Origin of the sequence: Candidatus Nanosalina sp. VS9-1 (genome assembly GCF_047555085.1) — an archaeon.
Classification (GTDB): domain Archaea; phylum Nanohalarchaeota; class Nanosalinia; order Nanosalinales; family Nanosalinaceae; genus Nanosalina.
Window position 1 is genome coordinate 446,221 of the sequence record NZ_CP180230.1, and the last position, 25,504, is coordinate 471,724.

Sequence of the window (25,504 nt, forward strand, 5' to 3'; positions counted from 1 at the left end):
CCTCAACGTTCCAGTAACTTCTTTGACAGGCTTAAAAGCCTGAAAACCGTATCCGAACTTCCACGTAAATGGCCAATACTTCCACTCTCAGCCCTGAAAACAACATTCAAGGCCTCATCATCAAACTCCAGACTGTAACTAACGTTTTCATCTGTAACAAGACTTGGACTGACACATCGATAAAGTATGTCAGGCCTCTCGGCCTCGATATCAAGCTCAGCCCTCATCCCGAAAAAGGCCTCTAAATGGCTTCAACTTTTGAAGGAGTTTCAGGCCTCTTCTTGAAAAGTACTCTGTGACTGCACTTTGGACAGATAACTTTCTCATCGATAGGTTCCAGATCTACTTCTGTCTCGCAGTTGACACAGATGTATGCAGCCATTTTTTACTCCTCCTCTTCTGCCAGTTCTTCTTTTGCCTCTTCAAGTTCCTCGAACTCTACTGTGGCACCTGACTTCAAGGCCTTTGAAAGAATTTCGTCTGCACCGGTGTCTCTGTCGTATGCTCCACCGGCTACTTTCTTGCCGGTTTCCTTGTCTTTCCAGATTCCTGCTGCGACTCTTTCAAATCCTTCTGGCGTTGACTCTGCTTCATCTACATTTTTTCTGATTCTGCTTCCGTACCGTGCTCCAAATCGCTTGGAGGACTTGTTTTTAGACATTATTCAGTTCACCTTTTGAGTTGCTCTATTGAAGTAAATAAAAGGAAAGTTTTTTTATTCCACGGCCTCTTCAAGCAGCTCGCGGAACTCTGAGGTTTTCTTCCTGACTTTTTCCATCGCTTCAACGATTTCAAGCGTTGAGTAAGGTGCTATCTCTCCTTTCTGCATCGCTACAACTTGATCGTTTTCGTCGATGGAGACTGTCATTCTTGCATCAAGGGCTTCTTCCTCGTCCTTGGTTGTATCGAAGACCAGTTCCCCGTTGATCATTCTTGCTGTGGCTGTCACAGGCTCTGTGGAAAGTTCTATATCCTTCCACTTTGAATCCCTGTCAAGCTGTCCTTCATCTTCATCATACTCCGGAAGGTAGCCGCTCTTCAGTGCTGCCATTGCAGCAAGACTTGAAGCATCGATCAGGTTTCCATCGTTGTTCAACACGTGAACATCGATGAAAAGCGTGTAAACTTTCTCTCCAGGTTCAATACACAGATCCTGCAGATCAATAGCTTCTGACTCACGGATACCACGGTCAACTACTCTTGCAAGCTCTACACCGTCCTCTTGAGGAGGCCCGGACTCGAACTCTCGATCAGCCATAGGTGCCAGTTCAGCGTTTGTAACGATAGTACCGGATTCAGGCCTGTCATCGTAAGGCTCTTCAACTTCTGTGCTGACTCCGACAACTACCTGTGTATCTCCAATACTTACCTTGGCGGATCCTTCAGCTGTCTCGTGGATGTAATCGGTTTCGATCTCGATATCTCTGTACTCTTCAAGATCTCTGCCGTCGTGTCTCTTTCCTTCTTTAACCTTCTTCTTGATATCTTTCTCGTTAAGCTTCATTATAGGTCACCTCCGTTGTACTTCTCCATGATAGTCTGTCTCTGCTGCTCGTATAACTGTCTGCATCCATCTTTCGCTAGCTCGATGCAGTCCTCTACCTGTTGAGTTGTCAGATCTCCATCCATCTGGAGAAGTGTAATCTTGTCCTCGTCCTTCGTGTTTTCATCATCGCTCTTGTTGATCGTTGCAATAGGGATATCGGCGTTACCTTCCTTATCCTCCTTCCCGTTGACGTCAAGAACAGGAGTTTCATCAACAACACCTGCTGCACACGCAGAAACCATTCCCTTCATAGGAATACCGGCATCTGCAAGAGCTAGAGCTGCTGCTGTAATACCTGTAACACGTGTCCCTCCATCAGATTCAAGGATTTCCATTGAGATATCGATTCCTGCAGTAGGGAACTTTTCAAGCTCCAGAGCAGGCTCAAGTGCTCTCTTCGCAACAAGGCCTATCTCCTTAGCTCTCCTGTTAGGACCAGGCCTCATCCTGTCGTCTACTGAGAAAGGAGCCATGTTGTAACGCATCTTGATTACAGCACGATCACTTTCCTGAAGGTGCTTAGGATGCAAGTCCTGAGGTCCGAAAACTGAGGCAACTACACGTGTGTTACCGATCTCGACCATTGCAGAACCATCGGCTTCGTCAAGAACTCCGATCTCCATACTTGTATCTCGCAGTTCGTCAGCTTTTCTGCCGTCAACTCTTCTTCCTTCATCATCAAACCATTCAATTTCTTCTTCGCTCATTATTCTTCACCTTCGATTTTCTCGTCAAGCCATTCTTCCATCCTGTCTGTCAGGCCTGAAGTGTGTGCTTCCTCTTCAACTTTTTTCACTGCCTCTGCAGCGACTTCAGGGTACTGTCCGTGGATCCATACAAGCCCGTTCTGCCCAACAACGATGTGACAGTTGGTCTTCTTGTTGATCTGCTGGACCATCGTTCCCTGGCGTCCGATGACACGTGGAACCTTGTGAGGGGAAATATTAACGATTCTTCCGTCCTCAAGCTTCCTGCATCGGTCATCAAGCATCGTCAGGTCGACATCCATGGACTCGGAAACTGAATCGATCTTGACAACAATAGCATCTCCGACATCATAGAAATCAGTCAAGTCGTCTTCATCCAAGTCGACGTACTGATCAGAGGCCTCGCTGATATTCAGTGTGCCCTCGTAAGGAGAGTCCAGATCGACGTTCCATCGGGAGTAACTTACACGAGTTACTTCTCCAATGACGACATCGCCTTCTTCAGGGATGTAGCGTCCGTCCATCGGCTGTACCTGTACAGAATCTCCGCTGTACTTCACAGTACCTGTAAATTTCGAATAGATTTTACCTTGTTCAACGTATACTCCGGAACCAGGGCGCTGTTCGCCGTCATCCGCCACCAGATCTCCCGGAGCAACAATATCGTTATCTTCTTTAACTTTTGACATATTCAAACCACATCTTATATTACGAAAATTTGTTTCTACAAAGAAACCTTTTTTATAATATACAAAACGAGACAAAACGTTATAAATCGTTTCTTAAAAACAGATGCAGAGATCCGGCATTCGGACCCTCTAAACCCAAAAGATATTTATTGTTACTATATGATGATAACAGCATGAGCGATGGGCCTGAGCTCGACAGAAGAAATTTTCTGAAGTCGGGAGCCGTAACTTTTGCCTCTGCAGCAGGCCTTACAGCTGCTTCTGAAGCAGCAAGCAGTCTGCAGGGTTATAGTGAAGATAATGATGTTCTTTACGGACCTCACACGGAGGACAGCGAGCCCTATGATCCGTCTGAACTTTCAGATGATATAGATGGACTGTTCCTGGAAAACTCTGGAGACTACATGCATAATCCTGTAGCACATCTGGAAAATCTTCGATCAAGGCCTCAGTACAGGGAGCTTATCGATGAGATGGCTGAAAGAGAGATCCCGATATACTTTGGAGACGTTGATCTCAGCACGGATGCACAAGTAGCAGAGACAGGCCTCATGGCGGGAGAAGCAGGACTCGGAGCAGGCCTTGCAGCTTACGCAGGAAAAGGAGAAGATTTCACGGGGACAGATGGAGCTCTTGCAGGTATCGCCGGATGGCTGATACAGCCTTTCGCCACTTACTCGGCGTTCATGGGATCAGGTGGAGAAGTAGATCATGTGGAGGCCTCGAACGATATGCATCCGGAAAGTTTTGCCATGACAAGAGGCCTGAGAAACGCTGTAACTGCATACAAGCAAAATGAGATGGATGGGGATTTTGGAACTGTCTGGGGATCGCTTCACAGAGGCTTCGGGGAAAGACTGGAGCAGAGCAGTAGCTCGCTCCGTCAGGAGATCGAAGGATATGATGAGGTATGGAAAAATTTTGTCGGAAATGAGGATACCGTGTCAACTGCTGTAGAGCTACAGAGCCAGGGAGGAGAATGGTATGTGGAAGAAGTCCATGAATTCCCTGAGCTGGATGAAATAGTCTAGTACTCCTTGACTTCAGCCTCTCCACCGGTGTACTCCTGTAGATCCTCCATTAACTCTGTAAGGACTCCTGCAGGAAGAGAAACTCTTGCAGTGAAGTAGTCGCTACCCCAGTTTTCCTCTTTTATGTCAGCTACCTGCTGCAGCTTATCATAGGCCTTTCCAGTCTTATCGACAGGAATCCTGATGGCAACATCTTTTTCCTGAAGAGAGATAGGGATAATCGGCTTAAGCAAATCCGTGGCCTCGTCGAAGGCCTCTTCAAGATCTGCATCCCAGTCAATGTGGAATCCGGCCTCCTCCAGAGCGTTTTCAACACGGTTCGGAGGATGAGGATTTCCGGTCTGAGGATTCTGGGCGCGTCTTGCGATCATGTTGACAAGCTGCTTCCATTTATCCTCCCGTATCTCTGCTTTCTGATCCGTTGTCAACTGCATCTCTCCTTTCTCGAAAACTTCTTCAGCGGCATCCAGCACCTGCTTTGTACCGAATTCCTGTTCAAGCTCATCGGCAGAAGCTCTTTCACCTGCTCCTGCATCCTTGAACACTTCCTGTACAAAAAGAAGCCTCTGGATATCATGATCTTTACCTTCCATCTTTGTCTCTTTCGCCAGATCAGGATCTACAAGTATCTCAAAATCTTTCCCATCAGAATAACTTATCTTTATCGCTTCCGAAGTTTCCATACCAGAAAACTGGAGGCCCAGTCTTAAACAATTTTCCAAAAGATCGCAACGTAGTACTGACTTAATTAATTACAGCTACAGGAGGCCTGAGTCTGGGAGACTGTATCTATCCGTCTCCTCCATCCACTGAAAATTTTCGGCCTCTCCATCGTAGGCAAGGGCCTCGGCGATATCTACCTGGGCCTCTCCGAAGTCTTCAGGAGTATTCTGCCAGATATGATGTGTATCCGTGACTTCCACCTGACGGGCATCCAGACGTCCCTCCATGGTGTCGTCGTAGAATACCACGCCATCAGTTTCAGGCTCCAGTAAGCCCTCATAACTCTGCATACCGGCCGGTATATCAGATCCGACGAATGCTACTACATCGTTTCTATCCATGACTCCTGATTCAAGTGCGTATGATCCTCCGCAACAGTACCCAAATACTGCTGTTTCTCCATCAAGCATTTCAACGGCTTCCCGTATCTCATCGAAAATTATCTCCGGTGAAGTATTGAATACAGGCCCTTTCTCCCTGTCGATAGCCTCATCACCAAGATTCAGTGTTACAAGAGCAGAGTCCGTACCTCTACCGCCAAGAGCCTCGATTATATGAGTTGTTGGATCATGCTCTACAGAAGTCGGGAAACCTCCGACCACGAGGCCTGTATCAAAGCTTCGGGCAGACTCGTTTTCGGATTCATAGAACAGAGTTTCCGGCTCTATAGTCTTTCCTTTATCGGCCTCGAAATCGTATCCTGTTTCATCATCCGCCATTCTGTTCCCCCCGTTTATTGGTGGAAATATTATCTTCACAAGTCGTTAAATAACTTGGAATCAAGACTTTCCCTCAAAATATTTTTTATCTCTGAAGCATCACAAGCTGATCCAGAGGCCTCTATACCCGCTTCATCCAGAAGAAACTCAAGGAACTTTCTGTTGTTCAAACTGTCATGGATGTACGTGCCTCCGACGCCGGACTGATAAACTCCTTCATTCCCGTCTTCCAGACTGAACAGATTCTGATCCGGGACATCGGAGTTGCCGTAGTGGATCCTGTAACCGGTATATTTTTCACCTGAAAAACCGTATTTCACCTGCTCAAGATTTTTCTCATCTTCAAAAACCGTGTCAAAATCAAGCAGAGAAAGGCCTTTCTCCTCTCCTTCCTCGATTCCGTTTCCCTTTATCCTGTCTCCAAGCATCTGGAAACCGCCACAGATCCCGAAAACAACTTTTTCAGAGGCCTTTTCAACTATTTTTTCACTTATCTCTTTTTCCTTCATCCATCTCAAGTCTTTGACAGTGTTCTTTGAACCCGGCAAAATAATCAGTTCTGCGTTTTCAAGCTGTTCGGGATCTTCAACAAGACAGGTTTTCTGATCAGGCAAAAGCTGCAGATCAGAAGTATTCGAGATATGAGGATAATTGACAACTGCGATCTCTCCACTGCCGTCAAAATCCGGTAAACCGTCCTCCCTGGGAAAATCCAGGCCCTGTATATAAGGGACTGTAACTGTCTCAGTCTCCGTAGAATCTGAGATAAACTCTTCAGTCCTATCCACCCTGTAGGCCTCTCTACTGGCTTTATTCACTATATTCAATTCTATTTCGTGATCGACAAGTTCGTGAACGCCTTTAATCGAGGCCTCTACACCGCCTTTCGAGATATCTCCGACAAGAACTATGTAAGGATTGACTTTTTCGATTAGATCCTGATTGGGATTGTTGCTTATGTTGGCGTTGATCATGCTTCCGAATCCTTCCCATACAACGTAGTCGAATCTCCTGTCCAGCTCGTCCATACACTCCTCGATGTAGCTATAACTTTCCCCGAGCTTCTCATCTATTTCACTGTACTTCACTTCTTCGACTCCTTTATCTGCTATGAACTCCGCTTTTTCCTCCATAGGCTTGACAAGTACCGGCCCCATAATTTTCTCCGGACTGATTTTTGATTTACGGGCCTGATGGAACGTGGAGTATCCGATCTCGGATGAATCTACGGGAAAAGAGTTGCGTGAAAAATTCACAGGCTTGAACGGAGCCACACGTCCCTTCTCTGATAAAATATCTGTAATGGCTTCTGCGATAAGGGACTTTCCAACATCGGATTGAGTTCCCTGGACAGTAATCCATTCAGCCATGTATCAGAAAGTAAAAGAGAAATTAAAATAAGTTGGATAAGAGGATTTCTAGAGGCCTCTTTCCTCTAGATCTTCAGGAGTAACTCTCTCGAACTCCTCCTCTTCATCAACTGTAGAGAGCTCGATGTTCTCCGTCTCGATATCGTCCTCTCCCTCGTGAAGGGCCTCTACAGCAAGTTCAACTGCTTCGTCCTCTGAAAGATCCTCGCTCCAGTTCTCCTCAAGATGTTCGCGAGCATCTTCTCCGCCTTTTCCGATGGCGACAGCGTTCCACTGATTCAAGGTACCGGAAGGATCAGTCTGGTAAACACTTGGCTCACCGTCTCTAACTCCTCCAGTTATAGTGGAGACTCCGTAAGGCCTTACGCCTCCGTACTGTGTGAACTGCTGGCATCTATCAGCAAGGAACTTTGAAAGAGAGAACACAGGAATATCCTCGTCATAAGTCATCAAATGCTTCTGGGCCTCATTCCGGGCCTCTTCAACAAGATTACGGCCGTCAGCTACAAGTCCTGAAGTAGCAACGCCGATATGGTCCTCAATCTTGAAGACTTTCTCAGGATTCCTTACTCCAAGAGTACTTGTAGTCCTCGTAGCTGCAAGAACAACTCCGTCCTCGTATACAACTCCTAGAGCTGTAGCACCTTTCTTGACAGCTTCTTTTGCGTACTCCACCTGGAACAAACGTCCATCAGGGGAGAAAATAGTTTTACCACGATCATACTGTGCCTGCTGCGGATTAGTCATCTGCATTATTCATTAATCACCTTTTATTCAGTCCAAGAAATCTTTACAAGAAACAAGTTCTTCTCGAAGATTTATTAACCTGACGAGGATTCAAAAAGTAATCACTAACACTTTTTCCACAAAGGCCTTCAAATAAAAACTTTTGAACACGGAGAAACACTTGAGGCCTGTAAAGGTTTTTTAATTTACGCAGAGATTCACATTACACAGAAAGAAAAAATTCCATATCTGCTCCACTAGCTCAGGGGTTAGAGCACCGTCCTTATACGGACCTCACACAGAAAAACGTGCCGCAAGGCCTGTGTGTTGCCTTTACTCAAAAATCCAGCTCAGCTGGTGTCTTAAGCTAGGCGGCGGTCCCGGGTTCGAATCCCGGGTGGAGCAACTGGTTACGCTCGGTTGACACGCAACAAGCCACGCTTCGGTGGCTTTCAGGAAATTTTTTTGATTAAATTATTTTGATTATGAATTAGTTGAGAATAATTTTTTATTGTATTAAACTAGTCCTGTGGAATTTTTCCCTACAGCGAAGCTTCTGAATCTTTCTTTTCGAGTCGTCATTTGCCGTCTCTTTTGACTACACTCATTGATTTATTTCCTCTCTTCGTCTTCCATATGTGTTTTGTATATTTTTAGAAATTCTTCTCCATTGATTAGTTTGACATTCAGGTCTTGAGCTCTCCGTTCTGCTGGTTTAGTGAATGAACTAGTTGTTATTATGAGAACTTGATCTACATTGTCCTCTTGGTCTTTAAGACTATAATACTGCTGTATTTCTTTACTTCCAACTTTATTGCCCGCAGAGTATCTTTTGGCTTGAATTAGAATCTTCTGATAATATGGATGTTGTTTTTCTGCCACAATATCAATACCGCGATCATTACTTGACCTAGTAACCTGTGTTTCCCAACCTCTTTCTGACCAAACATTCCCTACTATCTCTTCAAATTCATATTCGTTTATTCCTCTTAAATTCGAAATTGTCATTTTTCCATTTTCATCTTCCTTGGAAACTATTTCTCCAAAGTCATTCGCAGCCTCCTCTAGATCAATATCTGGAGCTTTTGGCATCATTTTTTCAAGGTCCGGAGAATTAAATTGATCAGCCTCACGGTCTTCTAGAGATGTTTTAGACCAGCTGAAAGCTTTTCTCAAACCTTGTTCATGAGCTATCTGTTTAAATCTGAGGACGAAGTAAAGTGTACTCAATATAGCGGCTGAGCCTACAATACCATAGAAACTGTTCATATCTGTATTGAAATCCATGGAGAAGAACAGGCCTGTGGTAAAAATTATGACGAACAAATGTCCTACTGGAGGAATTTCTCTTAAATTTAGATTATCCTCCTCAACGTCTCTTTGCGTCATAAAAACTGTTTATTGAGCAGTTTTATAATATTTCAAAAGGTCAATAGTTTACGGACTTGTCTACGTACCCGTGTAATGACTGCTGTTTTCTTCCTAACTTATAATTTCAAAAGTTCTGTGGCTTGCGAAAATTTCTGTCGAGGCCTCTTTTGAATCGTCAGTTATTTTAATTTGAACTGTGTATTGTAGATGTGAGTCTTGATGAGGGATCAGGAAGTCGTCGAGATGCTCTTGGCGAGCTAAACATGAGGGCGGAGACTATTCACCGTGAGTTACAGTCTGCAGGTGCGCCACGTTATCCTTCAACTACTGTAAATATTATGGATGTCCAGGATAGGCGTGAGATCGGTGAATACCTGTGTAGAGAAGTTGGACATGACTATGCAAGTTCTCTGTATCTTATTGATAATATCGGGATGATTTACAGGGAAGATCAGGATAGATATCTTGTCACTGATACTTTTCTTGATTCAGAGGATTCTTCTGAGTCGGAGGCCTTGCTTCCCCATGAGATGGGCCACAGATTTGGCAGGAAAGTTGTTGAAGATGAACTGAGGCCTGTAAGGGGAGCGCAGAATGTTTCGGATGAGGCCTTGTCCAAGCTTGTTCATTATCTTCTTTCTGAAAACTTTGCTGAGCGTTTCAAGGTGGCTACAGGTGAGACTTTCGGCGAAGACCTGCATTATGATCTTGAGTTTATTGAAAACGCGCAGAAAGGGTACATGATGAAGGATCGAGTTGCTCCAGAAGAGCTAGTTGATCCCGGCAGAAGCGAAGATCTTGTGGAGCTTGTGGAGGATATTGAAGGTCTTGTAGAGGATGTTTCACGGGGCGTAGAGGACTGGAACTGAAGTAAAGATTTCCTAGGCAGGCTTTTTTTCAACAGTAGTTGAACAAAAACTCTCTGTGGGATTGATTGACTCGCTTTTCGGCCTTGCAGTTGGATTTCTGACAGGGACGTTAGGCCTTTTCATCGGTGCATCCTATGCGGGCGTCGGTGCAGGCCTTGAGACTGCAGCTGTAACTGCACTGGCAGGAGCGCTTGTATGGGCAGTTGTAGGCCTTTTCGCAGGATGGATTCCCTTGATCGGTTCGATTGCAACTTTTATTGTCTGGCTTATCGTGGTGACACAGACTTACGGTGTAGGCCTCTCAACAGCTTTCAAGGTAGCAGTCTTCGCCTGGGTAGCATCTCTGATCGTCACGAAGCTTGAATCAGTCTTCGGTATCAGAGCCAGAGCGGTAGGAGTTCCAGGAGCATAGAAAAATATTATCCTCCATCATTCTGTTTATGGAGGCTCTCAGTACTTTACTGGATTCGTTCAAGAGAGCAAGTCTGAAGCTGCTGGCTACTTTTGGAATGGTGTTCGCGTTTATAGGTGTTTTCTACGTGAAGCAGGAGACACGTTTCCTCAATTTTATACCGGATGATCCTGTCGTCTTCGTGATCGCTGTGATGATAGTTCTGGAGATCGTTACTTTCTCTGTTCTCGCCTATGATCGCCTGTAGAAAATTTTTCTGTTAGTTTTATTGCGAACATTGTCTGTACTCTATTTAAGCAAGGCCTTCCCTTTTTCCAGTTATGAGAGATTATCTGATTTTTGCACTGGCGACAGCTTTCATAGCAACAGGCTCTATGCTTTACATGACTGAAAATCCTTCACAGAATAATTCAGGCCTCCAGAAATTCAGTTCAGAGGCCGAGTACAGGGAGTTCGTCTCCTCCTCGGGAAATGATCTTGTAGGCAATCCGGCGGAGGCCCTGGATCGTTCGACATCTAATTTTGCCGGAGGTGACGGAGGATCGACAGTTGAAAGATCTTCTGATACGAATATACAGACTTTGGGAGTCGACGAGCCGGATATGCTGAAGAATGCCGGTGACAAGATTTTCTACTCGCCGGAGAGAAACTATTTCTACGGATATAATCCTTTGGGGCCTAATACATCTGTTTTTTCCACTTTGCCGGCTGAGAATTTTTCCGAGATCGATGAGTTAGAGGCCTCCGGTAGAATGTTCCTGACGAATAATAGTGTTATCTCGCTTGGACAGAATATCTCGGCTTTCGACAGGGAGACTCATGAACTGCTTTGGGAGGAGGAGTTGAACTCAAGTATTGAATCTGCAAGAAAAATCAATGACAGCCTCTACTTTGTACTGGCTAAAAACGCAGGTGGTCCATGTCCTGTAAGGCCTCTTTCATCAAGGATTATGCCTTGTACAACTTTCTATCATCCTGGATCAGGTAGTGCTGATACCACTTATTCGCTTGTTGAGATGGATGCATCCTCAGGTGAGGTTCTGAACACTAACGGATTTGTTGGAAAGAGAAGCAACAGTGTAACTTATGTCTCTGATCAGGCGATCTATCTGACTTACAGTGAGGAGGCCTCGAGGACTGATTTGATGGTGGAGTTCCTGAACGCTGAAGGCGACAGGTATCTGGACAGCGAGACTATGGAAAGGATTGAAGAGCTACAGTCCTATGATTTAAGTGAGAGTTCTCTTCAGACCGAGATCAATAGAGCGATCGAGAAGTATTTCTCAGGCCTTGAGAAAGAAGAACGTGAAGAGGCCAGTCAGGCGCTTGAGAACGGTTTCGGGAACTATACTGATGACAGGAAAAGGGAGTTGAGTACCACAAGTATCGCAAAGTTTGATCTTGATCTCGAGCTTGTCGCCGAGGGAGAAGTTCCCGGCACTGTCAACGACAGATTTTCACTGGATGAATCTGATTCAGGCCTCAGGATAGCGACTACTGTAGGAAGCTCGTGGCAGTTTGATGTTGAGTCTGAAAACGATCTTTACAGTTTAGATGAGGATCTTGAAGTGCTTGGCTCTGTACAGGGGATGGGCCTCAACGAGAGGATTTACTCTGCAAGATTTATCGATGACAAGGCCTACATTGTTACTTTCAGAAGGGTTGATCCTTTCCATGTAATCGATCTCAGTGATCCCGAGAATCCTTCTCTAGAGGGAGAGTTGAAGCTTCCAGGATTTTCCTCTTATCTGCATCCTCTTCAGGAGAATCGTATTCTCGGAATCGGCGAGGAGAACGGTTCTGTAAAGGCCGTGATCTTCGATGTCGAGGACGATGATCCTGAAGTAGTTGACTCGATGATACTGGATGATTATTACTCGGAGATCTCCAGTTCCCATCACGCTTTCCAGATTGACAGAGAGAACGAGGTGTTTTTCCTGCCTGGAAGCGAAGGGGGACACTTCTTCTCATACAGTGAAGGCCTTGAAGAAGTGATGCAGGTTGAAATGACTGATGTGAAGCGTGCAGCATTCGTCAATCAGAACTTCTACGTGTTCAACAGCACTCATGCATCCGTCGTGGACATAGAAACATGGGACACAGTCAAGGAAATCCAGTTCAGGGAATCTTACGTTCCCAAGCCTGTTCCGCTTCCAGGGCCTGTAGTACGTTAAAGGCCCGTCATACACTTTTTCTTTTCCCTTTCCTTTCTCCCGGATACCGATTTAACTTTTCTCCGTTAAACTGATTTCATGGTTAATGGGAGGGATGATCTGATGGATCTGGATTACAGTGCATATGATCACGTCCTCGAGTTCACTGAAGAGCTGGGGAAGAGGCGTATAGATGCAAGTGAGGTAGAGGTTTCTCTGGGATTCCACTACGAGGATGATACACCGGTTCTCGATGTCTATGGAACTGATGGAAGAAATAAGTACATCGACAGCTTCAGACTTCAAGGCCTGTCGCCGGAAGTATTCGAAAGCACGGGTTATGAGCTATGGGTCAACGCATTCGAGCAGGACTTCGAGATAGGCGATGTTCTTGAAGAGTTCGATAACGGCCGATTCAGAAAATAACTGCATTCATGCCATCAACACTTTTTCTGCAGTAGCCAGAAAGAATTGTAGGCCTCCAACTTATTGAGAGCAAACTTTTAAAAAGGTCAGATCACAAAGTAAGAGTATGACTCACGTAGCTCAGATCGTGGAATCTGTATCCTCGATGTCTAAGTGGGCTAGCGTGAGCAATATCAATACCTATAGATCCAATCTGTTTATCCTGTATACCTAATACAGGATAAGTAGGTTGGGAAATCCTGGCCTGTTCCTCAACTCAGGGGAACTCGGGCAAAAGGACCTAACCGAAAAACGCAATCCTTCTTCACGTGAAAAACGCTACAACCTTAACAAGGTGGTTAATTAGACAACAAGAATCATTACGCTGCTCCAGCAAGCCTAGAAGGCTCCAGAGGCCTTCAAAATCCTTTTTCTTCATTTATTTCGTCTTATAGAATCAGAAGATTTTAAAGCATTCACGTTATATTTTCTGTATCTATGACGCCAGTTTCAATCAAGGGTGGACGTTTTTTCTTGGAAGCAGCTAGAACTGCTTAGATCAAAATCTTGTACTGTAATTTCTGTTTCGGGTGCTCCAGGTGAGTGACTCTATACGCCTGGCGCAAAAAGGCGACGCTGAAGATATTGTAGGCCTGTTTCTGAACGAGTACGATCGCTACTTTGGAAAGTTCAGTGATCCTGATAAAATGGCTGAATCTATAGAGCATATGCATAGAGGCCTACAGACTGGAGATCCATGGGCCGGTGTAATGGTGCTCGATGCGCCGGATGATCTGGAGTGGTCGCAGAACGGTATAGAAGGAGTATCTGCCGTTAAGCAGAACAGGCCTGGATGGTCAGAGCTTTCATCAACTGTTATAGATCCTGAAGCCCGAAGTCAGGAGGTAGATGGCGTCCCGGTTTACCAGTTGCTTCATCAGGCAAGGGAAAGTTTCGATGAAGAAGTATATCCTGATGAAAAGCGGTATACTCAGACAGTCTCATTCACAGGCAAAAGTCAGAAAGGAAGCATGGAGGCCGGATTCGTACCTGTAGGATACAGTGACGGCCAGTTCTTCGAGGCCCACAACGGAGAAGGCAGGATATCCACAGTCTATATGATCGACTCCGGAAATGACTACACCGGAGACGGAGAAGTATATACTCCGGATAATGAGGCACAGGCTGTTGAACAGGTGCTTGAAAATCTGGATGAAGCCGGCGTGGATATAGAGAGAACTCTGGAGAACGATGAGGAAAGGCCTGAAGAGGTAGCTGTCAAGGAACAGAACGCTGAGACAATCGGACAGGCCCGTTTGACAGTAATACCAGATAAACAGGATGGCTACGATACCTGGAGCTATGACAGAGTACTCGACTGGGTAGATCAAATGCAGAGCAGAGAAGATATAGACTGGACAGGACTGGAAATCGATGCTGGAAATCCTGTAGCCGCATCCATTAAATCTGATACAGGCCTTGATTTCGAGAGGTATCAGCCGGACGGCATCAGAACGGAAGACGGATGGAGAGATATCATAGGCCTCCAGGGCAGGCCCTCGGGCACGAGGGAAAGATACTTCGTAGATGACGCTATGAGTGTTATAGAGGCTGCAGGAATCCCGCATGAAAGATACGGCTCTAGAGAGTACTCTGGTACGGAGGTGCACAGAGCAGAGATCAGTTAAGCATATCTCTGATCGCTTCCTCTAATTTTTTCTTTTCTCAAGGATTAAATCAGTTCAGAGCACAATCTGTAAACTGTGAACAACAGGATACCTGAAGATGCAGAATCAGTAGAGGAAGGCCTGAGCAACAAGGTATTTTTCCATGAGGACAGAGTCTACAAAGTCTACAGATTCTTCCCGCTTCCAGGCCTCTATGCCTCACTCATCGAACTTCTGAGAGGTAGGATTGTATTCTACAGCAGGCACAGAAGAATCAGGAACGAGGTAAAGATGACAGGCCTGATCGAAAAGGCGGGGATCCGGACACCGGAGATACTGGAAGTAGTTGACAACATGATAGTTTTCCAGAAAATATCCGGAAAATCGGGCTTCAGGTATCTTTCAGAATGCGGAGAGGATGAGGCCTCACAGTTCGGTGAAAGAATCCGGGATTTCCTAGATGAACTTCACAGCCTTGACGTTGCACTGAAAGATGTCAGGCTATCCAACTTCATAGTAAGTAACGGAGAAGTATTCAGTATAGACCATGAATTCGCCAGTCTGGAGGCAGGAAAACTGTTCAAGATACTTGACGAACTCACAGTACTCTCCAGCGCCCGCCAGACACCTAACTACCATGATTTTGCTGAAGGATTCAATCCTCACAGGTACGCGGTATATTTATCGGTGTTCACTGCTTTTTACCACATCCTGATCTTCAACAGGAGCAGAGAACGATTGAAAAATCTGCTTGCAAGCCTCAGGCCTCGAAAGCAAAGCTGAAACGGTCAACACGGTAAAGCAGAAGGCCTATAGCTACAGAGAAGATTACAGGAACCATGTTCAGGTAGTAGAGATTCACGATACCCCACAGGAACACGAAGCTGACGAAATCATCCAGCATGAACTCTGTATTCTCAAGCCGTTCTCTTATCTCAGAGGCCTCGAAAACATATTCAAGCACGAAAAGCACAACTGAAGCGCTTAATATCCAGCCAAGAAAGTTCGAAACCGGCACCCCATAGAATAAGCCGGAGGAGTACTGCCAGATTCCCAGAGAGACTGCTGCAGGATCAAGAACAGCATCTACAGCCAGAACAAGAAGTAGAGAAGTTGCGAATCGCTTCCAGATTTTTTTAAATCCGAATAGATTGGAAAGAAGATACGCATTCAGCACCAGAGGAATGAAAAACAGTGGAAGGCCCAGAGGAACACCTGATATCATAGGCCCGAGCTCCACAAGGTACTCGAAATTTCCATAAGGCCAGCCTGTCTTCAGGCCTATAAACTCTATAACGTATGCATAAACTGCTACAATTGAGAGGCCTAAAGCAGCTTTTCTATCGACTAGAGGCTTTAATCCTGCGATAAGCGGAAGCCGCATTACAAGCGTTCCGGAAAGTATGAATAAAGGATTGAATCTCAGGATTTCGGGCAGAAAGTTTTCTGCTGAGGCCAGGAAAGTTAGAGCACCGGCTAAAGGAAAAATTATGGATATAGTGAATCTGTTGTCGCTGACAAGCTTCTCCAGTCTATCCATGCACCAGCACCCACAGCCCTGCTATCGAGAGTATCATCCCCAGGAATGCGTTGATGTAGGGATAGTACCAGTAGGCCTCAGAGTCCTCAAGTCCCGAGAAGTAGAAAATTACACATATCAACGGATAAACGGAGAATAACAGACCTGTCCAGAAATTCCAGAGGCCTGCAACTATGCCTGACAGGCTCCATACAGCTGTACAGTACACAAAAGTCTTTTTACGTCCGAGAAAAGTTGCTGTTGTCGCTACACCGGCTTTTCGATCCGGTTCTATATCAGGTATAGCTGAAAAAGTATGCATAGCCATCGCCCACAGCCAGCCAGCAGCCACAGCCGTTAAGGCAGGGAGACTCGATGTAACTGCTGCATAAGACACCACAAATGGAAATATGTACAGTCCGTTACTGAGCGAATCAAGGAAAGGCCTGGCCTTGAAACGCAGCGGCGGAGCGCTGTATCCGATGCTTAACGCCAGGAAAGCCATCATCGCAGCAGAGGCCTCTGAAGGAAGTAAAATGATTACAGGTATGGATAGAGCTGTTGAAAGGCCTACAGAAAGATCTGTAAATGTGCTGCCCCTGTATCTCTCCTCTTTATCATCTTTTTTCGGGTTATCTTCGTCCACGTCCCTGTCGAAGTAGTCGTTCACTCCGTAGAGCATGATGTTGGCAGGGATCAGGAAGTAAATCAACAGAAGCAGATTTTCAATGCTGTACAACTGTTCGATGCTGCCTGATCCAAGTATAAGGCCTATCATTGCCGGGCCTGCCAGGTAAAGCCAGAAGCGTGGCCTTGAAAGTTTCAGAAGATATCTGATTTCATTTTTCATCTTCAAGATCTTCCACCACTTTTTCTGCGACGTGCTCGCCGCTTATCAGGCACATCGGCATACCGATCCCAGGATTAGTGTACTGGCCGGTATAGTAGAGGCCTTTCATGTTTTTTGAGCGCTGTTTAGGCCTGAATACTGATGTCTGTCTCAATGTGTGGGCGATGCCGAGTGCTGTGCCGTTGTAGCTGTTGTATTTTTCTTTGAATTCTTCGCCTGCGAAGATCTTCTCGTAGTTTATACGTCCTCTCAAGTCCTCTCCGGTGTTTTCTGCCAGATCTTCAAGTACTGCTTCTCTGAATTTTTCTCTCTTATCTTCATCCAGATCCAGTTCTGCTGCTACAGGTACAAGTATGAAAAGCGCAGACTTGCCTTCAGGTGCGACAGTTTCGTCGGTATCTGAAGGATTGCAAACGTAGTAAGCCGGATCCTCGGGGAGGCCTGGATCATCGAAGATCTTCTCAAAATGAGGGTTCCAGTCTTCAGGGAGTACAAGCGAGTGGTGCTCCAGCTCTTCCAGTTCTCCTTCCACTCCCAGATACATCAGAAAGGCGCTGGGCGCATACGTCCTTGAATCCCAGTAATCTTTATCGTAGGTAGTAAATTTTTCAGGCAGAAGCTCCGTCTCCGTGAAAGCATAATCGGCATTAGAGACGACTGCATCGGCCTCTATCTCCCTGTCTTCAGTTTCAACAAAATTTTTCCCGTCCCTCCTGTCAATTTTTCTGACTTCCTCTCCTGTAGAGAACTTTACACCCTGCTCCTCTGCCAGCTCCTTCATACCCTCGATAACAGAGTATATGCCGCCTTCAGGATAGTAGACTCCCATGTTAAAGTCTACGTGACTCATCAAGTTGTAAAGCGCTGGAGTGTTCTCCGGCGATCCGCCAAGGAAAACAAGTGTATACTGCATAACCTGCTGAAGCTTCGGATTATCAAAGTATTCCTCCACGTGATCCTGCATCTTCTTTATCAGAGAAATCCCGCGCGCATTCCTGAGAACATCAAGAGAGATATAATCCCGGAAATTATTCCTGTCCTTGAGAACAAACTCATTCATCCCTATGTCGTAAGTCTCCTCTGACTTCTCCAGATAACGCTGAAAGGCCTCTCCGGCACCGTCCTCATACGTCTCGAAAAGTTCCGAGGCCTCTTCCGGATCAGCCGGGACGTCCATACGATCACCATCCTTGAAGAAGATGCTGTAGTTCGGATCAAGCCTTGTCAAGGAGTAGAAATCTTCAGGATCTCTGTCAAACCTGTTGAAGAATCTTTCAAAAATATCTGGCATAAGGTACCACGAAGGACCCATGTCAAACCGGTATCCGTCCTCCTCAAGCACGGATGCACGGCCTCCTACAGAATCATTCTTCTCAACTAGTTCAACTTCAAATCCTTTTTTTCCGAGGAAACAGGCCGCTGAAAGGCCTCCGAATCCTCCGCCGATGACTACAATTTTCTCGTCTTTCACACTGTTGGTTCTGACTTGTATTCTTAAGCAAGTACTGATTTTTCCCTGCGGAAAAGAGAAAAAAGATCGGATCATGAGTATACAGTATGCTTCGCAGGATCAGGCCCTATCTAGGTATTTTCCTGACAACTGCCTTCCTTGGCCTGATGCTTTACGCCGTGGATCTTGAGGCCTCTCTGAATGCTTTGATGTCTGCCGATCCGTTTATACTGGTGGCTGCACTGATCTCGGCGAACATTCCCTTGCTTGTGTATGCAGCAGTCTGGCGCAGAGTTCTATCGATTACAGGCCTGGAGCTGGATTACTTCACTACTTTGAGGCTGGTTCTTGCAAATACTTTCGTCAACAATATCACTCCTTTCGGCAATATAGGAGGAGAAGCCGCATCGACATACATACTTTCAAAGATATCCGGAAAAAGCTACGGCCAGAGCTTCACAGCAGTTTTCACAGCCAGCATAATCAATTTTTCACCGCTGATAACTTTCCTTCTATTCGGAGGCCTGTACACAGGATTATACGATATACTGATTCTGCCTGTACTAGCGTTAACTCTGTATGTGCTGATTAAAAACACAGAACTGTCGATACCTGTACCTGCTTCACTTGAAGACTTCAGCAAAGATTTCAGTGCTTCATTTGACACAGTGAAAAATTCAGGGAAGTCTCTATGGAGTCTTATTTCCGTGACACATCTTGCTTTCCTCTTCGACGTAATATCCATCTTTCTGATAGGCCTTTCTCTAGGCCTGGATTTTTACTCGGCGTCTCTATTCTTCGTGGTGCCTCTGGCCCGTGCAGCCAACTACGTGCCGACTCCGGGAGGAACAGGGCCTTATGAACTGGCTCTTTCAGGCCTCCTGGCATACTTCTTCCCGGTGAGTTTTCATGAGGCAGTGGTTGTGGCCATAATTTACAGAGTCCTGACGTATTATACAGGGATCTTGGTAGGTTATTTCGCTATAAATTCATTTCAGATAGGAGAAAAAGGTATTTAACAGCACAGAAGTTGATAACTTCTATGATAGAGAAAATCAAGGATTCACAAATAATACTTTCATGGGGAGTCACAGTTGCACTCGCCTGGCTTCTAACACCTGTAATGGCAGCACAGGCATTTACAGCCACTCAGGCAATGTACGTCTGGACGGCACTCATGGCTGTTCCCCTCGCTTTAACAGGCCTCCTGAAGTACAGGGGAGATTCTAACAAGATCTTCGATATGTGGGCCTTGCTTGTCACTTTGCTGATGATAGAGAACTTTCTGACGCCTCTACAGTTCGCAATGTACAGTTACTTCCACGTATGGTTTATCGCAGGAGCATTCGGATTCTACTACACAAGCAAAAGGCTGCCTCCACCATCCAAAAAGACTTACAGGTACGCAGCCTATGCATCGATCGCTGTACTTCCCGCAGTTTTCTACAGGCCTCTTCTTTCCCCTCTGATCGCAATCTTTGTCCAGGGAGGCCCGATACTCTACGACTGGTACACGGTACACAGGTAAAAGGTGAGAGAATTAATGGATGAAGAGTTAAAAGAGATTTTCAGCGAGAACTCAACTTCGTACTACTACAGCAGCCTTGTATTCCCGAAAAATATCAGGGAAGATGTCTTCAAGCTTTACGCATACGTCAGGACAGCCGATGACTTTGTCGATGAGAAGCCTCAGAACGCAGAAGCTCTGAAAGAGTTCAGAGAGGAAACTTTCGATAACTGGGAGTCAGGAGAGTCGGAAGACAGGATCGTTAACGTCTTTCTGGAAGTAGCTAGAGAGAAAAATTTCGAAAAAGAATGGGTGGAAGCCTTCCTTGACTCCATGGCAGCAGATCTGGACAAAGAAGAGTACGAGACACTGGATGAGACACTGGAGTACATCCATGGCTCCGCTGAAGTCATAGGCCTGATGATGTGCGCCATACTGGGACTGGACGAAGAGGCCTACAGGAGCGCAGAGATGCTTGGGAGATCGATGCAGTACTGTAACTTCATCCGGGACATAAAAGAGGACAACGAGCTCGGCAGACAGTACCTCCCGACAGAGGAAATCGAGAAACATGGACTGGAAGGTCTGGAAGAAGACGAGGTAGAGAAAGAAAAGTTCGAGGCCTTCATGGAAAATCAACTGGAAAAATACTGGGAATGGCAGAGAGAAGCGGAGAAAGGCCTGAAACACTTGCCGTACCGTATAAGAGTTCCTGTAATCCTTTCCTCCCGTCTGTACAAGTACACAGCGAAAAAGATAGAGAAAGATCCGATGATTGTCTACAGGGAAAAAGTCAGGCCTTCAAAGCCAAGAATTTTCTACGAGTTACTGGCCTCGCTGAAAGGCCGGAAATAAAAACACGGATTGAGAAATAATTTACAGATGCCGAAGCTCAACTGGGATGGAAACGATTTTCGTAATCCACAGGATAGTTCGGGAACAGTAGCAGATATGATTTCCCGGAATGGCAGCCTTCAACAAGGCTATTTTCATGGAAGTTTGACTGAAGGCCTTGTTGCGTATTATCCTTTTGAAGCTGGTACAGGTTCAACGGTTACAGATGAGGCTCTGGGAAATGATGGGAGTATAAATGGCGCTTCATGGGTTTCTGGAGCTATAGGCGATTATTCTCTGAGTTTTGACGGTGGTAGCGACTATGTAGGTGTTGATAGCCTTGGCGATACGGATGTTGAGCCGCCCTTCACTTTATCAGCATGGTTCAATTCTAACGTGGATGAAACAGAGGCCAGAAGCGAGTTGATACAGACACAGAGTAAAAAGTGGCATATCAGAATAGAAGATCGAGGAGACGGAGGATTTGGGTCTCCGGGAAACACATTCAATCCTGGTCTAGGCCTCCACATACAGAATTCTGCGGATGATCTCTGGTATGTTGTAAGTTTCCCTACTCCTACAGACACCTGGCATCATGTAACAGCTGTTTTTGACGGACAGGATATGAAAATATTTCTTGATGGGGTTTTGCAGGATAGCTACAGCTTTGGAAGCCAGATAACGATAAAAAACGATAATCTAAGTACAACATCTTTCGGCGCAAGGCCTGACGGTACAAATCCATGGGATGGAGAGATAGACGACGTGAGGATTTACGACAGGAAACTTTCCACGCCAGAAATAAAAGCATTATACAATCTTACAGCTCCCTCAAAAGTTTCTCCAGATGATACTCTGCAGTAACTCTGACATGATACTCAGGAGATCATAGTGAATTACTGCATTTATCAGGGCCGGAAATAAAAATAAACCCTCGTTCCCAATACTTGTTTAATGCCGAAACTTTCATGGAGCAGCGATGATTTCAGAGACAGTCAGGACAGTTCCGGAACAACTACAGAGAAAATTTCCGGTGGAGGGCTTGAACAGGGATATTTCCATGGATCTTTGACTCAGGGCCTGAAGGCATACTATACTTTTGATTCCGGTTCCGGTTCTACAGCTATCGATGAGGCCCTGAAAAATGATGGAACAGTTAATGGAGCATCATGGAGCACAGGAAAAATCGATGGAGGCCTTGACTTCAGCGGCGGGAACTACTACGTGGGTGCTCCTTCGCTGGGAGATACTTTGAGCGGTGCGAGCGGCGGTTTCACTGTTTCTGCCTGGGTGAACTTTGCAAGTTTCGGGAACAACTGGTATCCTGTTCTCTGGCTTGAAGCCGGATACAATGTTCGACTCCGTGAAGACGATGGTTCCCGGCGTTCAGACGGAAACAGAGGATTCGGACTCCATATAAACGACGGTGGAAGCTGGACATGGGATGCCAGCGTACCGACATCAAATCTTTCGACAGGTACATGGCATCATTTCGTTGGAGTATACAATGATTCAAGCAATACAGCAAAATTCTACGTCGACGGTGTCAAACAGGGCGAACAATCGACAGGAAGGCCTTCAGCCAATTCCGGACAGAACAGTTTCATGGCGGAAGCCGAAAATGATAGAAGGTACAGGGATGGAAAACTTGATGAAGTACGTATCTATGACAGGCCTCTTTCAGAGCCCGAAATAAAAGCATTATACAGTCTTACAGTTCCTTCAAATGTTTCTCCAGGTGATACTGTAGTATGACAGGTCTTGTCGGATGGTGGCCTCTCAACGAAGATTCTGGAAGCACAGCATACGACTTATCAGGAAACAATAATCACGGAACTCTGAATGGCGGTGTTACAAAAGGTGTAGCAGGTAAAGGAGGTCTGACAGGCTACGGTTTCGATAAGAGCAGCGGCGACAACGTTTCTTTCCCTGATTCTCCTGTTCTTGATCTATCCACTGTCTCAGTTTTTGCATGGATAAGGCCCAGGAATCCGACTTCGAACGGCGTGGACGGAGTTGTCGTTAAAGGCGGCTCCAGTACAAGAAACTACCAGCTTGATATAGACTCCAGTCAGGGACTGGCATGGTACGATGAGAACGGCGGATCCCTGCATTCTGGTGTGATGCCTGAACAGGGAAAGTGGACGCATGTAGGCGCAACATTCCAGAACGGGACGCTCAAGCTTTACGTCGACGGAGAGCTTGTCGCAACTGAGGAGGGCCGGCCGTCACTGCCTTCTTCATCTGAATCAGGAGCAGTAGGAACAGACAATCATGGAAACTTTTTCGACGGCGACATATCCGATATCAGAATATATAATAGATCTTTACAGGCCTCAGAGATCCAGGCCTTGTATGACTGGGGATCCGGCGATTACGCAAGGCCTCTGAATAATCAGAACAGTTCTTCAGCGGTCTCAAGATGGAGTTTCAATTCATCTGGTGCTGATGACGTTTGGGGTTCGAATTCGGGTACTGTCTCCGGAGCGACTTATCTTTCAGATGGAGGGCCTCGGGAGAACGGGGCCTACAGTTTCGACGGGAGTAGTAGCAAGATTACTCTGCCGGATGGTACTTTCTCCATAGCTGATGGAGGCAATGATTTTTCGCTTTCACTGTGGTACTATCCAGAATCGACAGGTAAGCAGATTCTTGTATCCCTGAGAGGGGATTGGAACTGGCAGCTACAGTACGACGCTCTGGGAAACAGCAAGATACGGTTTATAAACTACGATGGCAGCTCTAACAGGACTGTTGAAACATCGAGAGCTATCGAAACCGGTCACTGGTACCACGTCACTGCAGCATACAGCTCTTCAGGAACAGGCAGGATATACGTTAATGGCGTGGATGAGGCCTCTGGAAGTCTATGGACTAATCCTCAGCAGACCAGTAATGGAAACTTTATTGGAGTCTTCGATGACTACAAAGAGTACTTGAACGGCGTTATTGATGATTTAAGACTCTACAGCAAATTTATTCAACCTTCGGAAGTTTCTCAGCTGTACAGATACGGCACCGGAGGCCGAGATATGAGAAAATTTACAGTAAATTCGAGGTGATATAAAATGACTTTGATTGGATACTGGCCTCTGAATGAGGCCTCAGGAACTACAGCATACGATCACTCCGGGAATGAGAATCATGGAGTTGTAGGTAATTCTCCTGTGCTGGGGCAGTCCGGAGTACTTGATGGAAAGGCCTATGATTTTACAGGGAACAATGGCAACGTCGATGTTGATCCTGGATACTTTGATTCTTCAAGTGATTTCACGATAAGCTTCTGGATATATCCTACAGATACTTCTGCCAATGATCAGAGGATCTTCGATATGAGAGGAGACATTGCACTGATACCGAATATTAACCGTTCAGGGAACGGAGATCTGGAGGTATGGATAAACGGGAACGAAAATACTGTATCAGATATATCTGAAAACATGTGGCAGTTCATCACTGTTGTTTATACAGCATCTGAAAACAATCTGGAAATATTCAAAGACGGAGTCTCTGCAAACAGCTTCAACACGGATATAAACACTTCAAGCGAAGATTCCCTGATGTGGAGCGGGAACGCAAACTATGATGGCGGAGCCGGCGATACACCGATAGAAGGCAGACTCTGTGAGTGCCGACTTTACGACAGGCCTCTGACTGAAAATGAAATCCAGTACCTCTACAGCGTCGGAAAAAGAGGCCTGCAGACGAGTTCCATAAAATCCAGCTAGAGATTTTTTATTCAGTTTTGATTTCCTCGATTTTTTCCTCCAGTTCTTCGGAGGCCTCTCCGGATGTACCCCATCTGGCGACTATCCATACAGAGGCCAGAAATATTACGCCCCATGCCAGTGTAGCGTACTCCTGCGGTACGTAGAGTTCAAATAATCCGCTGATCACTCCTTCAAGCGCGAAAACTATAATCACAGGCCCGACTATTTCACGGGGGAGAAAATGATCGATGTAAGTCTTGAAGACGTTCCTATCCATAATAAAGAGTCTTTGACTAGCCGGCTAAAAATATTTTTCCTACTCTCTGTACAGAAAAAGATCCATATCCTCTTCGATAAACTCGAGTTCATCTGATTCCCTGCTACCGTACTCAAGTGCATCCCTGATTTCTCTGTAACTGTATGGAGGCCTGATATCATCTTTTACCTCGTGCACCTGAAAGATTTCTCTTCCATCCAGATCCTCGAGTACGGGAGCAACAAAGTTTTCGTATACATGTGAGGCCTTTCTTTCACGGGCCTGCTCAACATCCTCACTGGATGCGGTATAAAGGCCTGTGAAATGTATGTTTTCCAGTATCTCCATGATCTCTGAAGGCTTTTTCCCTGTAAAATCTGAAAAAGGCTTTGTCGTGTTTGATCGGAAAGTAGTTTAACTTTTGGCGACTCTTTGAGACTGGATGGGAGAAATCGATCCGTTTGAACTTCTGGAAGAAGTGCCTGAAGGCTTGGAAGAGGCTCTTGTTGATCCTGACGGCTATAATTTCAGGCCTGAAAGCTACGATCAGGAGATTCTCTATCCCGATCACATGTCGGTAAGGGTTTCAGTGGTTGATCTGGAAAACGATAACGTCCAGATACGCTACAATACACAGGTAGGCCGTGAAAAATATACTGCCGTCCTGATGGAAGACGAGTTCACACTGGTCGAAAGCACGGCAACAGTAACTATTGACAACGTCTCCAGCGAATCAGATCTGTACTACCTCGTCACCGATGAAGATGTTTTCCTGCATGAAGGAAGAAAATTCAGCGAATCCAAAAACACCGCAGTAAAAGAAGTCGCCGAACTCTCCGAAAAATTCTATCAACAGGCCCTGGAAGAAAGAAAAGAACAATCACAGAGCCAGGCGGATGAAGAATTTTCTGGGCCTGATCCTGTCCCGCCGCCAGAGAACGACGAAATGTTTCCCGAATAACTGGCGTAGATTTTAAGTGCAGATACATT

General features: G+C 45.8%; 32 protein-coding genes and 1 tRNA gene. 17 read left to right on the forward strand and 16 right to left on the reverse strand.

The window, feature by feature from the left end; genetic code table 11:
• Positions 1 to 2: 2 nt before the first annotated feature.
• From ACK3SF_RS02600 to rrp4, 6 genes are read right to left on the reverse strand one after another with little or no spacing between them, the layout of a single operon-like run.
• Positions 3 to 227 carry a KEOPS complex subunit Pcc1 gene (locus ACK3SF_RS02600; RefSeq protein WP_414838268.1) on the reverse strand — a complete coding sequence of 75 codons (225 nt, stop codon included), beginning with the start codon at positions 225 to 227 and terminating at the stop codon, positions 3 to 5.
• Between the two features lie 14 nt (positions 228 to 241).
• The gene (locus ACK3SF_RS02605) at positions 242 to 382 is read right to left on the reverse strand and encodes a DNA-directed RNA polymerase subunit P (protein WP_414838269.1); all 141 of its coding nucleotides are present in this window, start codon (positions 380 to 382) and stop codon (positions 242 to 244) included.
• 3 nt (positions 383 to 385) lie between these two features.
• Positions 386 to 661: a 50S ribosomal protein L37ae gene (locus tag ACK3SF_RS02610; protein WP_414838270.1), complete on the reverse strand. Its 276-nt coding sequence runs from the start codon at positions 659 to 661 to the stop codon at positions 386 to 388.
• A gap of 54 nt (positions 662 to 715) precedes the next feature.
• Positions 716 to 1,504 carry an exosome complex protein Rrp42 gene (gene rrp42 / locus ACK3SF_RS02615; RefSeq protein ID WP_414838271.1) on the reverse strand — a complete coding sequence of 263 codons (789 nt, stop codon included), beginning with the start codon at positions 1,502 to 1,504 and terminating at the stop codon, positions 716 to 718.
• Complete coding sequence (locus ACK3SF_RS02620; protein WP_414838272.1) at positions 1,504 to 2,253, reverse strand: exosome complex exonuclease Rrp41; 750 nt, start codon at positions 2,251 to 2,253, stop codon at positions 1,504 to 1,506. Before ACK3SF_RS02620 ends, rrp42 begins: the two co-directional genes overlap by 1 nt.
• Positions 2,253 to 2,942, reverse strand: coding sequence for an exosome complex RNA-binding protein Rrp4 (gene rrp4, locus ACK3SF_RS02625; protein WP_414838273.1), 690 nt, complete (start codon positions 2,940 to 2,942; stop codon positions 2,253 to 2,255). Before rrp4 ends, ACK3SF_RS02620 begins: the two co-directional genes overlap by 1 nt.
• Positions 2,943 to 3,115: 173 nt before the next feature.
• On the opposite strand from rrp4, the gene ACK3SF_RS02630 reads away from it, so the two are divergent.
• Complete coding sequence (locus ACK3SF_RS02630; RefSeq protein WP_414838274.1) at positions 3,116 to 3,973, forward strand: hypothetical protein; 858 nt, start codon at positions 3,116 to 3,118, stop codon at positions 3,971 to 3,973.
• Here the strand turns inward: ACK3SF_RS02630 and ACK3SF_RS02635 are convergent.
• From ACK3SF_RS02635 to ACK3SF_RS02650, 4 genes are all read right to left on the reverse strand, one after another.
• Complete coding sequence (locus tag ACK3SF_RS02635; RefSeq protein WP_414838275.1) at positions 3,970 to 4,656, reverse strand: ribosome assembly factor SBDS; 687 nt, start codon at positions 4,654 to 4,656, stop codon at positions 3,970 to 3,972. The two genes, ACK3SF_RS02630 and ACK3SF_RS02635, sit on opposite strands and share 4 nt — an antisense overlap.
• 75 nt (positions 4,657 to 4,731) lie before the next feature.
• Positions 4,732 to 5,415, reverse strand: a complete 684-nt coding sequence (locus ACK3SF_RS02640) for a hypothetical protein (protein WP_414838276.1) — start codon at positions 5,413 to 5,415, stop codon at positions 4,732 to 4,734.
• Between the two features lie 35 nt (positions 5,416 to 5,450).
• A complete protein-coding gene (locus ACK3SF_RS02645; protein WP_414838277.1) occupies positions 5,451 to 6,785 on the reverse strand; it encodes a cobyric acid synthase in 1,335 nt (444 codons plus the stop codon).
• 48 nt (positions 6,786 to 6,833) lie between these two features.
• Positions 6,834 to 7,538, reverse strand: a complete 705-nt coding sequence (locus ACK3SF_RS02650; RefSeq protein WP_414838278.1) for an archaeal proteasome endopeptidase complex subunit alpha — start codon at positions 7,536 to 7,538, stop codon at positions 6,834 to 6,836.
• A 224-nt stretch (positions 7,539 to 7,762) separates the two neighbouring features.
• Between ACK3SF_RS02650 and ACK3SF_RS02655 the strand changes: the two genes are divergently transcribed.
• A tRNA-Ile gene (locus tag ACK3SF_RS02655) sits at positions 7,763 to 7,916 on the forward strand.
• 207 nt (positions 7,917 to 8,123) lie between these two features.
• Here the strand turns inward: ACK3SF_RS02655 and ACK3SF_RS02660 are convergent.
• Positions 8,124 to 8,900 (reverse strand): restriction endonuclease, encoded by a 777-nt coding sequence (locus ACK3SF_RS02660; protein ID WP_414838279.1) that lies wholly within the window; start codon positions 8,898 to 8,900, stop codon positions 8,124 to 8,126.
• Between the two features lie 191 nt (positions 8,901 to 9,091).
• Here ACK3SF_RS02660 and ACK3SF_RS02665 point away from each other — a divergent pair, with 191 nt between their 5' ends.
• The 7 genes from ACK3SF_RS02665 (at position 9,092) to ACK3SF_RS02695 (ending at position 15,171) form a co-directional block, all read left to right on the forward strand.
• Entirely contained in the window at positions 9,092 to 9,751 is a 660-nt protein-coding gene (locus tag ACK3SF_RS02665) for a hypothetical protein (RefSeq protein WP_414838280.1), read from the forward strand.
• A 55-nt stretch (positions 9,752 to 9,806) separates the two neighbouring features.
• Positions 9,807 to 10,163, forward strand: a complete 357-nt coding sequence (locus tag ACK3SF_RS02670; RefSeq protein WP_414838282.1) for a hypothetical protein — start codon at positions 9,807 to 9,809, stop codon at positions 10,161 to 10,163.
• Positions 10,164 to 10,191: 28 nt separating this feature from the next.
• The gene (locus ACK3SF_RS02675) at positions 10,192 to 10,410 is read left to right on the forward strand and encodes a hypothetical protein (protein ID WP_414838283.1); all 219 of its coding nucleotides are present in this window, start codon (positions 10,192 to 10,194) and stop codon (positions 10,408 to 10,410) included.
• 73 nt (positions 10,411 to 10,483) lie between these two features.
• A complete protein-coding gene (locus tag ACK3SF_RS02680; protein WP_414838284.1) occupies positions 10,484 to 12,337 on the forward strand; it encodes a beta-propeller domain-containing protein in 1,854 nt (617 codons plus the stop codon).
• A 78-nt stretch (positions 12,338 to 12,415) separates the two neighbouring features.
• On the forward strand, positions 12,416 to 12,742 hold the full coding sequence (locus ACK3SF_RS02685; protein ID WP_414838285.1) for a hypothetical protein: 327 nt from the start codon (positions 12,416 to 12,418) through the stop codon (positions 12,740 to 12,742).
• Positions 12,743 to 13,320: 578 nt separating this feature from the next.
• Positions 13,321 to 14,409 (forward strand): hypothetical protein, encoded by a 1,089-nt coding sequence (locus ACK3SF_RS02690; protein WP_414838286.1) that lies wholly within the window; start codon positions 13,321 to 13,323, stop codon positions 14,407 to 14,409.
• A gap of 75 nt (positions 14,410 to 14,484) precedes the next feature.
• A complete protein-coding gene (locus ACK3SF_RS02695; RefSeq protein ID WP_414838287.1) occupies positions 14,485 to 15,171 on the forward strand; it encodes a hypothetical protein in 687 nt (228 codons plus the stop codon).
• Here ACK3SF_RS02695 and cruF read toward each other — a convergent pair.
• From cruF to ACK3SF_RS02710, 3 genes are read right to left on the reverse strand one after another with little or no spacing between them, the layout of a single operon-like run.
• Entirely contained in the window at positions 15,149 to 15,928 is a 780-nt protein-coding gene (cruF, locus tag ACK3SF_RS02700; protein ID WP_414838288.1) for a bisanhydrobacterioruberin hydratase, read from the reverse strand. The two genes, ACK3SF_RS02695 and cruF, sit on opposite strands and share 23 nt — an antisense overlap.
• The gene (locus ACK3SF_RS02705) at positions 15,921 to 16,757 is read right to left on the reverse strand and encodes a prenyltransferase (protein ID WP_414838289.1); all 837 of its coding nucleotides are present in this window, start codon (positions 16,755 to 16,757) and stop codon (positions 15,921 to 15,923) included. The genes cruF and ACK3SF_RS02705 overlap by 8 nt, the downstream gene beginning before the upstream one ends.
• Complete coding sequence (locus ACK3SF_RS02710) at positions 16,747 to 18,228, reverse strand: phytoene desaturase family protein (RefSeq protein ID WP_414838290.1); 1,482 nt, start codon at positions 18,226 to 18,228, stop codon at positions 16,747 to 16,749. The genes ACK3SF_RS02705 and ACK3SF_RS02710 overlap by 11 nt, the downstream gene beginning before the upstream one ends.
• An 86-nt stretch (positions 18,229 to 18,314) precedes the next feature.
• On the opposite strand from ACK3SF_RS02710, the gene ACK3SF_RS02715 reads away from it, so the two are divergent.
• From ACK3SF_RS02715 to ACK3SF_RS02745, 7 genes are all read left to right on the forward strand, one after another.
• Positions 18,315 to 19,226 carry a lysylphosphatidylglycerol synthase transmembrane domain-containing protein gene (locus tag ACK3SF_RS02715; protein ID WP_414838291.1) on the forward strand — a complete coding sequence of 304 codons (912 nt, stop codon included), beginning with the start codon at positions 18,315 to 18,317 and terminating at the stop codon, positions 19,224 to 19,226.
• Between the two features lie 23 nt (positions 19,227 to 19,249).
• Positions 19,250 to 19,735, forward strand: a complete 486-nt coding sequence (locus ACK3SF_RS02720) for a hypothetical protein (RefSeq protein WP_414838292.1) — start codon at positions 19,250 to 19,252, stop codon at positions 19,733 to 19,735.
• A gap of 15 nt (positions 19,736 to 19,750) precedes the next feature.
• Positions 19,751 to 20,569, forward strand: coding sequence for a phytoene/squalene synthase family protein (locus ACK3SF_RS02725; RefSeq protein ID WP_414838293.1), 819 nt, complete (start codon positions 19,751 to 19,753; stop codon positions 20,567 to 20,569).
• 27 nt (positions 20,570 to 20,596) lie between these two features.
• Positions 20,597 to 21,412, forward strand: coding sequence for a LamG domain-containing protein (locus tag ACK3SF_RS02730; protein ID WP_414838294.1), 816 nt, complete (start codon positions 20,597 to 20,599; stop codon positions 21,410 to 21,412).
• Positions 21,413 to 21,502: 90 nt separating this feature from the next.
• A complete protein-coding gene (locus tag ACK3SF_RS02735; protein ID WP_414838295.1) occupies positions 21,503 to 22,303 on the forward strand; it encodes a LamG domain-containing protein in 801 nt (266 codons plus the stop codon).
• Positions 22,300 to 23,610 carry a LamG domain-containing protein gene (locus ACK3SF_RS02740; protein WP_414838296.1) on the forward strand — a complete coding sequence of 437 codons (1,311 nt, stop codon included), beginning with the start codon at positions 22,300 to 22,302 and terminating at the stop codon, positions 23,608 to 23,610. The genes ACK3SF_RS02735 and ACK3SF_RS02740 overlap by 4 nt, the downstream gene beginning before the upstream one ends.
• A 6-nt stretch (positions 23,611 to 23,616) precedes the next feature.
• Positions 23,617 to 24,276 carry a LamG domain-containing protein gene (locus tag ACK3SF_RS02745; RefSeq protein WP_414838297.1) on the forward strand — a complete coding sequence of 220 codons (660 nt, stop codon included), beginning with the start codon at positions 23,617 to 23,619 and terminating at the stop codon, positions 24,274 to 24,276.
• Between the two features lie 7 nt (positions 24,277 to 24,283).
• Here ACK3SF_RS02745 and ACK3SF_RS02750 read toward each other — a convergent pair whose 3' ends face one another.
• Positions 24,284 to 24,535, reverse strand: a complete 252-nt coding sequence (locus tag ACK3SF_RS02750) for a hypothetical protein (RefSeq protein ID WP_414838298.1) — start codon at positions 24,533 to 24,535, stop codon at positions 24,284 to 24,286.
• A gap of 39 nt (positions 24,536 to 24,574) precedes the next feature.
• Positions 24,575 to 24,862 (reverse strand): hypothetical protein, encoded by a 288-nt coding sequence (locus ACK3SF_RS02755; RefSeq protein WP_414838299.1) that lies wholly within the window; start codon positions 24,860 to 24,862, stop codon positions 24,575 to 24,577.
• Between the two features lie 94 nt (positions 24,863 to 24,956).
• Here ACK3SF_RS02755 and ACK3SF_RS02760 point away from each other — a divergent pair, with 94 nt between their 5' ends.
• Entirely contained in the window at positions 24,957 to 25,475 is a 519-nt protein-coding gene (locus ACK3SF_RS02760; protein ID WP_414838300.1) for a hypothetical protein, read from the forward strand.
• Positions 25,476 to 25,504 lie beyond the last annotated feature (29 nt).